Source organism: Mucilaginibacter sp., from assembly GCF_025359345.1.
Lineage (GTDB): Bacteria > Bacteroidota > Bacteroidia > Sphingobacteriales > Sphingobacteriaceae > Mucilaginibacter.
In genome coordinates, this window is sequence record NZ_JANYGQ010000032.1 from 90,299 (window position 1) to 103,645 (window position 13,347).

Below are 13,347 nucleotides of genomic sequence, written 5' to 3' on the forward strand. Positions count from 1 at the left end.
AAAAAATAGCGGGCAGGTATAGTTTGTACGTACCCGCTATTAAATAATACCTGGCAAATACCTTATTACCTAATCAATTGTTATGAAACCTGTCACATTTTTTTTAAGCTGCGCGTTTGCATTGTCAATTTTTTGTGGCTGTCATGGACCAAAGCATGAAGAAGCAGCAGTTGCTGACGCACCGAACGGGCATTGTCTTTTTGTTTCAGACATGCACTTCAATCCATTTTTCACAAACGACGGAAAACACAATATCGATACTAAGTTGCGGGACGTGCTTGCGACGGCCGACGTCACCAAATGGGATTCTATTCTAACCGCTTATAATGGCGCCAAACTAGATACCGTTCGCGGCTTCGACTCGGATTATAACTTGATCAAGTCGGCTATGGATAATATTAGCGCAACCTATCCTAACCCGGATTTTATTGCGATAACAGGCGATTTTCTCTTTCATAGCAATTATAATAGTACTGACACCATCCCTTTCAAAAACCCTCAACAGGAGCGGTTGCTAAGGTTCAAAACCATGGCTTTTTTAGCCGGTTTGTTTAATAAAAAATTTCCGGGAGTTTCGGTGATACCCGCATTTGGTAATAACGACACCGACAATGGCGATTACGTATTTCCGACAGATGCTTTTTTATCAGCTTATCTTAAAGATTGGAACCTGGTACCTTCGCCCACCAGTAAGTTCAAAGTAGATACATCAACTATTCATACCGGGGGTTATTACAAAGCACAACTTGGCAACCAGGTATTTTTATCGATCAATACCACCATACTTAGCAGTAGCAAATCCAATGTCACATACAGTCCCAAGGTTAATGCGGCGTTATTTGCGTGGCTTAATAAGGAACTTTCTGCACCTAACCAAAATGTATGGATAGTTTCGCACATACCGCCGGGCGCCGATTTTTTAAAGAGTGCTGACTCTGACACACTTGAATCTATAATTAAGGCACACAGCTCAAATGTGAAGCTTTACCTTGCAGCGCATACGCACTTTAATGACTTGAGGGTTATTTATAAGGACTCAACAACGCAATATGCCTTTATACGTATGGTATCATCTATTACAGCAGACCACAGTAATACGCCCGGTTATATTTACGCCGACTTTGATCAAAACGGAAATGTTACCAATGAGACGCAGCATTATTTAGACTATAAGAGCCTTACCTGGAAAACCGGATTTGGTATCGGCACACTGAAAATGGGAGAAGTTAACACAGCAAATGTTTTCAAATTTTTGCAGACAACCCAGGATCCGTTTAAATCGACGCCTTATATACAATTCCACAGTTTAGATAGCATAAACCGTGATAGCTACCTGAAGCATACCTTTGCACCTAATTTATTGCAAGTTAAATAGTTTAACTATTGACTTCGGACTCAAGACTTGCCTACTCATACCGCAGGGCTTCGATAGGGTCAAGCCTTGATGCTTTTTGGGCAGGGTAATAGCCGAAGAAAATGCCGGTAACGGCGCAGACGGCGAAGGATAATATTACCGATGATTCGGAAACTATCGTTGGCCAGCCAAGCGTTAAGGTTACTACTTGTGTTGAAATAATACCAAGCAGTACACCTATTATGCCGCCGGTTATGCTGATGATTACAGCTTCCATTAAAAACTGCATTAAAATATCTTTACCACGCGCACCTATCGACATACGTAAGCCTATTTCTTTTGTTCGCTCGGTAACGGATACGTACATGATATTCATGATACCGATGCCACCAATAACCAGCGAAATGCCGGCAACCACTGTTAACAGCACAGTAAGCAGTCCGCTTGTGGAGCTAAGCGTCGCAATCAATTCCTGCTGGGTACGTACGTTAAAATCGTTATCCTCGAATGAACGTAAACGGTGCGAATCGCGCAAGGTTTGAGTTATTTCGGCAACAGCCACTTGTGTAGAGTTTTCATCAACCGCCGAAGCATAAATATTTGAATAATATATGGTTGCCAATATCCTTTTTTGTACAGTGGTATAAGGCGCTATCAGGATATCGTCCTGGTCCTGCCCGAAGGAGTTGAAACCCTTGGCAGCCAGCACTCCGATAATTTGAAAGGGAATATGGCCAAAGCGGATAACTTTGCCTACCGGGTTTTCGCCATTCGGGAATATGTTATCAATAACAGTTTGCCCAATAAGGCAAACCTTGGCCGATGTACGCACATCGTTTTCAGTAAAAGCGATGCCATCTCTCAGGCTAAGCTTCCTGATATCGAGGTACTCCGGGCTAACTCCCGACATGGTAGTGGGCCAGTTTAACGCGCCATTTATTGCCTGTCCTCTCGAAGTTACTGCCGGTGATAACTCGCTGATGTTTTTTACCGAAGCCTTTAACGCAACAATGTCTTTCAAGGTAAGTGTTTGAAAGCTTGTACCGGCAATGCGCACACCGCCATTAAGATTACTTGCAGGCTGCACGGTAATCATATTGGTGCCCATATTGCTAAGTTGGTCGTGGATGCTTTGTTTGGAACCCTGGCCAATAGCCACCATAGCAATAACCGAGCCCACGCCGATAATAATACCGAGCATAGTTAAAAATGCACGCAGTTTATTGCGTTGCAATGCTTTAAGCGCTATTCGTATCAGGTTGGCTAAACTCATTTTTTTGTGTCATTAGTCATTTCGCTGTGCTGTCGTTAGTCATTTGTGCCTTGCCGATTTTACAAATCCGTAATTCACTAATTATTAAATCCGAAATCGAAAATCCGACATCCGAAATAAAATTCAATTAATAATCATCCGTTACCGGCAAACCCGCCAGCACTTCTTTGGCTTTACGTATGTTTTCATTACGACTGTCTTTTTGTACCATTCCGTCGCGCAGTTGTATCGTTCGGCTGCTGAACATTGCTATATCCGGTTCGTGCGTTACAAATACGATGGTTTTGCCCTGTGTTGTATTAAGTTCCTGCATTAGCGCCATAATCTCATATGATGTACGGCTATCGAGGTTGCCGGTTGCCTCATCCGCCAAAATCATTACAGGCTCGTTTACCAGGGCCCGTGCAATGGCAACCCGTTGTTGCTGTCCGCCGGATAACTGGCTTGGCGTATGGTCAAACCTGTCTGCAAGCTTTACGGCTTCCAGCGCATGTACTGCCCTCTCGCGCCGCTCAGCCGAACCTATTTCTTTGTTGTACAATAACGGCAACTCTACGTTTTCAAGGGCCGTAGTTCGAGGTAACAGGTTGTACGACTGGAAAACAAATCCTATCTTATGGTTACGCAACATGGCAAGTTCATCGCGCGACAATTGTTTTACATCAACCCCATCCAAAAAATAGTTACCGATGGATGGTTTATCCAAACAGCCCAAAATATTTAACAGGGTAGTTTTACCCGAACCGCTGCTACCCATAATGGTAACAAACTCACCGGCATCAACGTCAAATGATATGCCCCTAAGTGCATGCACCGTTTCGCTGCCCATGATGAAGTCGCGTTTTAGGTCTTTTATTTCCAATATTTTTTTACCCTTGCTCATCGGCCACGGCCTCCTCCGCCACCGCCTGTTCCTCCGCCTCCACGACGGGCAGGCAAGAACGGACTCGCGCCCGGTGTTGTGGCGCCTAATTTGCCCGCCGGTCCGCCGGTAAAGCCCGAAACGACCAAATCATTAGTGGTTAAACCCGACAGTACTTCTACATGTGTATTGTCATTTAAGCCAATGGTTATCCGCTTTTGAACCAGCTTTTTACCCTGCAGCAGCCATACAGTTGCATGCTGTTTAGGAACCGCCGACGTGTCTGAACGGCTCTTTGCCGTATGCGATACCTGGTTGGCATCAGGGCTGCCCGCACCGGTGCCTTTGCGCATTTTTTTACGGCTTACCTTGCCTACTATTTCATAATCCTTTAATAAAGATGAATCGGGTGTAAACGCTAATGCTTTTGCCGGTATCAGCATTGCGCCCTGTACTTCCTTGGTGTATATGATGATATTGGCCGTCATCCCCGGTTTTAGTTTTTCATCGTTATTTGGCGCGTTAATTATTGTTGTATAAGTAACAACATTTGAAGATACGGACGGGTGAAGCCGGATATCCTGTACCGTGCCGCCAAAGGCATCGTTTATAAAAGCATCAACCGTAAAACTTGCCCGGTTGCCTTTTTTAACGTCGCCAATATCGGCTTCGTCTACGTTGGCCTGTACCTCCATTTTTGTGATGTCTTTTGCTATTACAAAAAGAGTAGGGGTGCTGAAACTGGCAGCAACCGTTTGACCTACGCTGATGCTCCTGTTTAATATTACACCGTCAATTGGTGAGTAAATTTCCGAATACGATAAGTTTTTCAGTGCCGACCTTACCTGCGCCTGGGCACTCTTAACGCTGGCCTTCGACGCATTGTAAGTATTCAGGGCAACGTCGTAATCAGCCTTGCTTATGGCGTCAGTTTTAAAGAGCAGGTTTTGCCTGTCGAAATTATTTTTTGCGTAAACTTCCTGGCTTTCGGCATTTTGCAGGTTACCGCGGAACTGATCTAATGTAGCTTGCAATAACGATTTATCAAGCTCGGCAAGTAACTGGCCTTTTTTTACCTTCGAGTTAAAATCGACATAAAGTTTTGAGATAATGCCCGATACCTGCGTACCCACAGTTACTGTATCCACAGGCTCAATTTTGCCGGTGGCGGTAACGCTTTGGGCGATGTAGCCGGTATCGGGCTTTTCGGCCTGAATAACAATGAGCGCATCTTTTTTATGGAAAAACAGCAGCCATATCAGCACTATCGCTATCAGTATTGCGGCTATAATTAATATTCGTTTCAAAACTGGTTTCATGATAGCTCCTGTTTATAATTTAATGGGGATGCCCCGGTAAAAATCATAGATTTTTAAAGTAAGCAGTTCGTTGTATTTTGCCTGGATAAATGCCTGTTGGGCCTGTACAAACAAAGTTTTCTGCAACAAAAAATCAACAGTGTTGGCCACCCCGACTTTCAATTGTTCACTGGCAATGCGGTAACTTTCCTTGCTGTATTTATATTGCTCCTGCGCGGCATCGTACTGGCTTTTTGAATTTAGCACATTTATAAATGCCCGCTCCACCGTTTGCGAGAGCGTTATTTTGGTATTGTTTAAATTGAGTTGCGATTGCTGGACATTTATTTTGGCTTCCTCCACCTGCGTTTTTACCGTTCGTTTGGTGAAAATCGGGACAGATAATGTAAGCCCCACTTGTTGGGTAAAATTATTATTGAGCTGGCTTCCGAAACTGCCTTGCCCGCTTCCGGAAGTATAGCCCGTATTTAATGATCCGCCCGCTGTCAGCGTTGGTTTATACCCGGCCCTTGCTTTGGCGACATCGTATTGGGCAATCTGCACACCCAACTCACCATTCTTTACTTCAGGGCGGTTTTGCAGGGCAATTTGCTCAACTGTATGAAATGCGGTTACAGTATCAATAGGCGCAATGGTATCAGGTTTTACAATGTCGAAATTAACATCGCTTGGCAGCAAGAGTAATTGCTTTAAAGTAAGCAAATCGCCGCGCTGGGTGTTCTGTGCGTTTACAAGGGTATATTTATCGTTGGCAAGCTGAGCCTGCAATTGTATCAGCGCTGCCCGGGCTACGCTGCCGGCATCGTAGCGCTGTTGTTCAACCTTTACCTGCGCGGTAGTGGTGTTAACCAAATCTGTATCGTAAACTATGTTTTCCTTGTCGAGTAAAATGGCGAGATAGCTCTGGGTTATCTGCAGGGTAATGTCGTTTTCCTGTTGGATGATATTCAAATTTGCGGACTGCACCGACAGGTTTTTTTGCTGGATATCGTTAGTAATATACCCGCCATTATACAGGGTTATTGACGAGTTTAACCCGTAAGCGCCGGACGCCACGAAAGACGAACCACGATTATTGATCGCCACACCATTACTATCCACCTGGGTAACGCCGTTACGGCCGCCATTATTAAAATGCTCGAAATTTTGCGATGCCGAACCGGAAAGATTTGGCAGCCGGCCGGCTTTTGAAAGCAGTAGTTCCTGCTGGCTTATTTGTTGCGAAAGGCGCAGGCTGTTTATCTGGATATTGTTCTGTTTGGCGTAATCGATGCACTTTACAAGGTCCCATTTAATGGTTTTGCCGATTAAGGTGCTGTCCTGTGCAGAAAGGCTTTGATACCCTAAAAGCAACATTAATATCAATATACATTTCTGTTTTAACAGCATAACTCTATTTTTTCAACTAAGAACACAACCGTCGGTTTCCGACCCTCAAAAGTTCGTTGTTGAATTTGATTAGGAAATGACCTATATCAGCTTAAACAATGATAACTATCATCATATTCCGCTGTATAAGTTTTTGGATGTGGATCAGTACCAGTTAAATGATATAAGCCTGAAAATGTTTGATTTGGTGAGAGTTATGTTTGTAATAATTTGATTACTATAAGTGTTATAAAGCGGCAACAATTTGATTTACGATAATTGCAAAACTTGTTTTATCTTCATCTGATAATTAATAAACAATGATTAAACCTTTACTTGCCTTTTTTATAATTTTATTGCTTTTTACCGATGCCGAAGCTCAAAAAGGCGGCATAGTTTATTACCTAACCAATTCCGGCAAACTTGTATCGACAAAAGACAGCGCTGATTATTCGATGGTGGTATCGCCGCCTGACTCCAGTATTGACAAAACCATGTATGTTGTACGCGAGTACGACAAAAACGGGAAAGTGAGATTGGTAACCGGCTCAAAAACCAACGACGTTAACTTGCAATATTGGGGGCGTTATGTGGCCTATTATACAGCCGGGAAAAAGAAAAGCACAGGAACTTTCAAAGACGGAAAACTTTCCGGTAGCCGTGTTGAGTATTACCCGACCGGCAAGTTTTATAATTCAATTAATTGTTTGCCCGGTGACCGGGTATTATATAATACTTGCATGGATTCACTGGGCAAAACTCTTGCCGAAAACGGTACAGGTGAATGGATTGACTTCGACGAAAGTTTTACCAAAATTATAGCACAAGGTAAAATAGTAAATGGGGTTAGGGACGGTGAATGGCGTGAGAAAAAGAATGACACTGTAACGAAAATCAACAATTATAACAATGGAATGCTGATGTCGTCGGATGAGGTTGATGCGTCTGGCAAGACAATATTTAGGCCTGTTGAAGTTGTTCCATCATTCCCCGGTGGGCTGGAGGCGTTTTACCAGTTTATAAACAAAAATACGAAATACCCCCGGACGGCATATGAAAACAACACGTCAGGCAAAGTCATAATTTCTTTTGTTGTTGAAAGGGATGGTAGCTTAACCGATGTAAAAGTAAAACGCGGAATTGGCGATGGCTGCGATGAAGAAGCAATGCGGGTAATAAAATTATCTTCCCCGTGGATACCAGGTACGCAGGGGGGCAAACCGGTGCGAGTTGCTTACAGCGTTCCTATATCTTTCGGATTATCAAACTAAACTATAATGACAAAACCTATTATATCGTTAATTTTAACCTTGGTTTTGTACTTGCCTTCCTATGCCCAGCAAAGCGGCTTAATCTATTACCTTAAAAATAACGGTAAACTTGTAGCTAACAAAGACAGTGCCGACTATTCCATGGTTGTTTTGCCGCCGGACACAACCGTCGACAAAAATCTCTATATCGTTTATGAATACGATAAAAACGGTAAACGGACATTAATAACAGGCTCAAAAACCAACGACATAAATCTAAAATACGAGGGCCATTACATTACTTTTTACGCCAACGGGCACAGGAAGAAAATGGGAAACTTTGTTGGCGGAAATCCCGTTGGGCACGAAACTGAATACTACCCGAACGGAAAATTGTACTATGTCAAAGATTATATTTATGAAAAAAATGATGTTACCGAAAACGAGATTAATCGGGCTAAGACAAGGGAATTTAGAGCCGAATGCAGGGATTCGACAGGGAATATATTAACTGCAAACGGTAACGGAAAGTGGATTGAATTTGACGAAGACTTCAAGAACGTGATTGCAGAAGGACCAATAGCACATGGCGACAAAGATTCCACCTGGTATGTACGCAATAACGGATTTGTTGTAAAACAAGAACATTATAAAGCTGCCAGGTTAGCATCATCTACAGATAACACTGGTACTACCGTATACAGCGACGTTGATGGCATGCCGGAGTTTCCGGGAGGTATGGAGGCTTTGGGTTCTTTCCTTTCAAAAAACATAAGATACCCAGCTGTGGCACGTGAAAATGGTACCCAGGGCAAGGTGATAGTAAGTTTTGTGGTGGAACCCGACGGCACACTAACGGATGTTCATGTTTCCCGTGGGATAGGTGATGGATGCGATGAGGAATCCAGGCGTGTTATCGCATTATCTTCTCCCTGGAAACCCGGTATGAAAAATGGACAGCCCGTACGCGTGGCTTACAGTATCCCGATTTCTTTTGCTTTATCAGAAGAACCCAAAACAAAAAAGGCTTCCACCAAACAGTGAAAACCTTTTCTCAATAAATAAAGTTCCTTGTTAAATAACGCCGGTATCAACCAAAACCTGGTTCATATTACGTACAGCGTCAGCGCTCTTGTTAAACTCAGCCTGCTCGGCATCGCTTAATTTAAAGTCGAGGATTTTCTCCCAACCACCTTTGCCTAAAATTACCGGAACAACCAGCGAGATGTCTTTCTGTCCGTATTCGCCATCAAGGGCAACACCGCATGAGATTAGTTTTTTCTCGTCGCGTACGATGCTTTCAACCATTGCTGCTGTACCTGCGCCTGGTGCGTACCATGCAGAAGTACCGATCAAAGCTGTTAAAGTTGCACCGCCAACCATGGTTGCTTTTACAACTTTATCCTGTTGCTCTTTGCTTAATAGCTGCGTAACCGGGATACTGTTCCAGGTAGCGTGGTTAATTAAAGGGATCATTGTTGTATCACCGTGACCACCAATAACAACCGCGTTTAAATCGGCAGGCGAGCAGCCAAGTTCCTGGCTCAGGTAATATTTAAAACGTGATGAATCCAATGCACCACCCATACCTAAAATTTTATTTTTCGGTAAGCCCGAAGTTTTAAGGGTAAGGTAGTTCATGGTATCCATCGGGTTTGATACCACGATGATGATGGTATCAGGCGAATACTTTAATATATTTTCGGTAACGCTTTTTACTATACCGGCGTTAACACCGATCAATTCTTCGCGAGTCATGCCCGGTTTGCGCGGCAGGCCCGAAGTAATTACCACAACTTCCGAACCGGCAGTAGCCGCATAGTCGTTAGTAACACCTTTAATTTTAGTGTCGAACCCTAACAGGGCTGATGTTTGCATCATATCGATGGCTTTACCTTCGGCAACGCCTTCTTTGATGTCTAATAAAATAAGTTCTTCGGCCAATTCTTTCCTGGCGATATTATCTGCGCAGGTTGCTCCAACAGCACCGGCGCCAACAACAGTTATTTTCATAATATATTTGATTTTGCGGATAGAAAATTAAATTGGCCGAAGATAGATATTTAAATTTTTTCTGCGTGTAAAAATTATACAATAAGTGTTTTGAATTCGGAATTCGGAATTTCGATTTCGGAATTAGAATAGCATGACCTATACCTGCGTAAAATTGCAGCTTTTTATGTTTTGTCAGATAAGGGCTCGAAAATGACTGGAAAATTTCGACGATGGTTGCATTTAGGTGCTTTAATTATAAAAATGGAATAAATATGTATTAAAAATTGCGCTGAACGTCGGTTTTTTGGATGTATTTGTGTAGAATGCTTTGTTTTATGATCTGTAATTTTACGATAAGCTATGTTAACATAGCAAATGATTTTTTTTAGTCCTTAAAAATTGCCACGGTGTTTCTACCTTATGTGACTTTTGCCTTTTAAGGATAATTTTTAATCGGTTGTTAATAAGTTTTAGATTTTATGCCTTGTTTTAGTGAATTTCGCAGTATAGATGCATGTTTTTAAAAAATATTAGAATTTTTTTAACATTTTATGATGAAATTTATAAAAATAGTTTAAATTCGCCTCATTATTCGTAGATAACTCTACAAAATTTAAGATTTCAACCCATATTATAAATTAATTAAACAATGGCAACTAAACTCGAGTACATCTGGCTTGATGGATACAAACCCACTCAAAGCCTGCGCAGCAAAACAAAAATTGTAAGTGATTTCGGCGGCACATTAGAAGAATGCCCAAACTGGAGCTTTGACGGTTCATCAACCGAGCAGGCACCGGGCGGTTCGTCTGATTGCGTGTTGAAACCTGTATTTATTTGTAAAGATCCGGGAAGACTGGATGCTTACCTTGTAATGTGCGAAGTACTTGATTCAACTGGTGCAGCTCATGAGTCGAATGGCCGTGCGCTTATCCAGGATGATGACAATGATTTCTGGTTCGGTTTTGAGCAGGAATACTTCCTGTGGGATCCTGAAACCAACAAACCGCTTGGTTTCCCTGCTGGTGGCTATCCTGGTCCGCAAGGTCCTTACTATTGCTCGGTTGGCGCAAACAACGCTTACGGCCGCGACATAGTTGAAGAGCATCTTGACCTTTGCCTTGAAGCTGGTTTAAATGTTGAAGGTATCAACGCTGAGGTTGCTGCAGGTCAGTGGGAATTCCAGATATTTGCTAAAGGCGCTAAAGAAGCCGGTGACCAGATTTGGGTTGCACGTTACCTGCTTGAAAGAGTTGGCGAGGCACATGGCGTTTCTATCAACTGGCATTGCAAACCGCTTGGTCAATTAGACTGGAACGGTTCAGGCATGCACGCTAACTTCTCGAACACTACTTTGAGAACTTGCGGAAGCCAGGAGATCTATACCAAAATTTGCGAAGCTTTCCGTCCGGTTATTGCTGAGTGTATTGCAGTATACGGCGCCGATAACGATCAGCGTTTAACCGGTAAACACGAAACTGCTTCTATACATGACTACAGCTATGGTGTTTCTGACCGTGGCGCTTCAATCCGCATCCCGCTTTACACTGTACAAAAAGGCTGGAACGGTTACCTGGAAGATCGTCGCCCTAACTCAGCTGCTGATCCATACAAAGTTGCCGCAGTTATTATCAAAACCGTTAAATCGGCAAAACTGTAATTCCTGACTAAAGTAAATATGTTCTTATCCCCTGGTGGTAACTCACCGGGGGATTTTTGCGTTAGGCCGGACTATAGGTTTTTGTAATCAGGATCTAATACTTCGTAGAAGCTCTCAATCCACGCCCCAACATTGTTCGACTGTTTAAAAACGCCATCTACCATTTCCTTGATCCGGTCATTGGGTATTCCTAAGACACTTTTAAATACCTTTAACCCTTTTAGTTCTGGCTGATATCTATGAAAAGAAAGGTCATTAAAATCATTTTTGGCCTTGTTCCCATAAGAATTTCTGCCTTGACAGTCAGTAATCATCAATAAATATTGGTCGTGAGGGTCAGCCTCATGGAAAAAAAACACAGAAGTAGGATGTTCGGACTTTAAGACACTATATTCACTTAGTGTACTTACAGGCTTTAAACCCAAAAATAGGCCTTTGCATTGTTTATAGTCGAAATTCGATGACTTGTCAAAAAGTTCCCCACACAGGCCCCTTTTCAAATCAAGATGAGACTTGATGATTTGTATCAGTTGTTTACGTGAATCTAACTGTATCGCGATAGGTAAATCGTATATATTGTTTTGTTTATCGTTGCATAAAGCCAAATATTTATTTATTTCTGTTTTGAGTAAATTAGCCAAATCTTTAGCATTTTGATTGTGTTTGGTTTCGTGTAAGCCGTTTAATCTGTCCGCCAAATCCATCGCCCAAGTATACCCAACTTCCTGAATACTAAAAATAAAAACACGTTGTATAGATGCTCCGCGAATAGCAGCCAATTCTGTGGCGCTAAAATATCTCCCATCCATACCTAAAGCAGAACTACGCCACATTGCAGGGCTCGTGATACTTATAAAACTGTCCCCTTGACCTAGTCTGCCGAACAAACTTATCATTACTAATATTAGTCGTTCTCTTGTATCATTTAGTACTACTACATCTTTAGATAAACCTTTAATGGTTTTTTCAACATCATAAATTCTTTGCGCAATTAATTCCTCTAAAAAAGGATTGACTTTTTCGCCTTTGATTCCGATTTCGAAATTTATTGAATCCCAGGTTTCATTTAACGACTTAAGTCTATCTAGTACCTTCGGGATTTTTGAGGTGACATAAGAATTCTGGTCTACGTAAGAATTCAATGCAGCCAATATTTCACGCATTGCCGGACGATCTATCGGATCCAATGAAACGCATTTGCAAATAATATCAATCACAAACGGATTTTCGTCAAAAGTCCCAGGATTGCGTTTGGCGAATTTTTCTTTGATCAATTGACGCCGCTTATAATCTCTGAATTCACTTGATAAGATAGGTTCTTCTCCTATAGCCAAATGTAAAAGAAGCTTTCCATAGGAATAGACATCTGCTTGTTCCGTAATAAATATTTTACCATCGTTTCTCTCAGGTGCCCTATATGCGTGATCTTTTATTTGTATTTTCGAATCTCTGTTCGGTTCAGTCGAAAAGGCATCTCCAAAATCAATAAAGACCGGATAGGGTTTACCAGCAAAGTCGGTTTTTATGAAAATATTGGGCGGCCATATATCTCCATGTGCCACTCGTCGCTCATGGATATCGGCTAAACCGACAGCTAAACATTGTGCCAATTCTATCCAAGTTTTTGGATCACTCATACCAGTCCAATTGTCAATAGTTTTCCCCCGTTGACTTAAATAAGGCCTTGTCCTTTGCCCTATATTGGTTAAATAAGTTTCGAGGGGTACTGCGTCATCTAAAAAAAATTGAACCGTGACTGGCAATTCTACTAATTCGCCATTAAAATCATCTGGAAATTTTGAAAAATCAAATATTGGATTTGCGTATATACAGTTGTTAAGACGAGCACGCGTTAACTTCCATTCTTTTCGACATTCTTCGCACTGTTTGCGTAGGTAGTCGTTAATCTTACCTGCTGTAAACTCATCTGGATTCAAGTTTGGCACCTTCAATACGATTTTTTTTGGGGCCGGTAGCTTTTTTCCATTTAAGTCAAGTGCATATCCGTCTGTTAATGGATTGTCGTGTTCGTCGGAAACAAATCCGACTAACGCAATTGCCCTACCACCTTTTTTTATACCCCCCTCTTCAACTCCATAATATCTTTTTTCGTTCGCCAACCAAGGCATGTCCTTCATATCTTCCTCGCTGAAAGGTAGGTCATACGTGAAGCGAAAGGGCAATGGAATATTTTTGTTTAGTAACTTAATGGTTTTTAATGACATATGTCTGTAAGATTTAGATTTTTATAAAAATATAAATCTTT

Annotated in this window: 10 protein-coding genes; 4 read left to right on the forward strand and 6 right to left on the reverse strand. The window is 42.0% G+C overall.

Annotation, left to right across the window (positions count from 1 at the left end; all coding sequences use genetic code 11):
* Positions 1-82: 82 nt before the first annotated feature.
* Positions 83-1,375 (forward strand): metallophosphoesterase, encoded by a 1,293-nt coding sequence (locus Q0R52_RS20825; protein ID WP_295798000.1) that lies wholly within the window; start codon positions 83-85, stop codon positions 1,373-1,375.
* 31 nt (positions 1,376-1,406) lie between these two features.
* Here the strand turns inward: Q0R52_RS20825 and Q0R52_RS20830 are convergent, their stop codons facing one another.
* The 4 genes from Q0R52_RS20830 to Q0R52_RS20845 all read right to left on the reverse strand — a co-directional run bounded on the left by Q0R52_RS20830 (position 1,407) and on the right by Q0R52_RS20845 (position 6,197).
* On the reverse strand, positions 1,407-2,627 hold the full coding sequence (locus Q0R52_RS20830) for an ABC transporter permease (RefSeq protein ID WP_295798001.1): 1,221 nt from the start codon (positions 2,625-2,627) through the stop codon (positions 1,407-1,409).
* A gap of 127 nt (positions 2,628-2,754) precedes the next feature.
* Positions 2,755-3,456, reverse strand: a complete 702-nt coding sequence (locus Q0R52_RS20835; protein WP_295798862.1) for an ABC transporter ATP-binding protein — start codon at positions 3,454-3,456, stop codon at positions 2,755-2,757.
* Positions 3,457-3,506: 50 nt separating this feature from the next.
* A complete protein-coding gene (locus Q0R52_RS20840) occupies positions 3,507-4,808 on the reverse strand; it encodes an efflux RND transporter periplasmic adaptor subunit (protein WP_295798003.1) in 1,302 nt (433 codons plus the stop codon).
* Positions 4,809-4,820: 12 nt separating this feature from the next.
* The gene (locus Q0R52_RS20845) at positions 4,821-6,197 is read right to left on the reverse strand and encodes a TolC family protein (protein ID WP_295798006.1); all 1,377 of its coding nucleotides are present in this window, start codon (positions 6,195-6,197) and stop codon (positions 4,821-4,823) included.
* Between the two features lie 299 nt (positions 6,198-6,496).
* Here Q0R52_RS20845 and Q0R52_RS20850 point away from each other — a divergent pair, with 299 nt between their 5' ends.
* Together Q0R52_RS20850 and Q0R52_RS20855 are read left to right on the forward strand one after the other, a co-directional pair.
* Entirely contained in the window at positions 6,497-7,447 is a 951-nt protein-coding gene (locus Q0R52_RS20850) for an energy transducer TonB (protein ID WP_295798009.1), read from the forward strand.
* Between the two features lie 6 nt (positions 7,448-7,453).
* Complete coding sequence (locus Q0R52_RS20855) at positions 7,454-8,470, forward strand: energy transducer TonB (RefSeq protein ID WP_295798012.1); 1,017 nt, start codon at positions 7,454-7,456, stop codon at positions 8,468-8,470.
* A gap of 30 nt (positions 8,471-8,500) precedes the next feature.
* On the opposite strand, the gene mdh is transcribed toward Q0R52_RS20855, so the two are convergent.
* A complete protein-coding gene (gene mdh, locus Q0R52_RS20860; RefSeq protein WP_252790410.1) occupies positions 8,501-9,439 on the reverse strand; it encodes a malate dehydrogenase in 939 nt (312 codons plus the stop codon).
* Positions 9,440-10,070: 631 nt separating this feature from the next.
* Between mdh and Q0R52_RS20865 the strand changes: the two genes are divergently transcribed.
* Positions 10,071-11,081, forward strand: a complete 1,011-nt coding sequence (locus Q0R52_RS20865) for a glutamine synthetase beta-grasp domain-containing protein (RefSeq protein ID WP_295798014.1) — start codon at positions 10,071-10,073, stop codon at positions 11,079-11,081.
* 71 nt (positions 11,082-11,152) lie between these two features.
* On the opposite strand, the gene Q0R52_RS20870 is transcribed toward Q0R52_RS20865, so the two are convergent.
* Positions 11,153-13,306, reverse strand: a complete 2,154-nt coding sequence (locus tag Q0R52_RS20870) for a protein kinase (protein ID WP_295798016.1) — start codon at positions 13,304-13,306, stop codon at positions 11,153-11,155.
* Positions 13,307-13,347 lie beyond the last annotated feature (41 nt).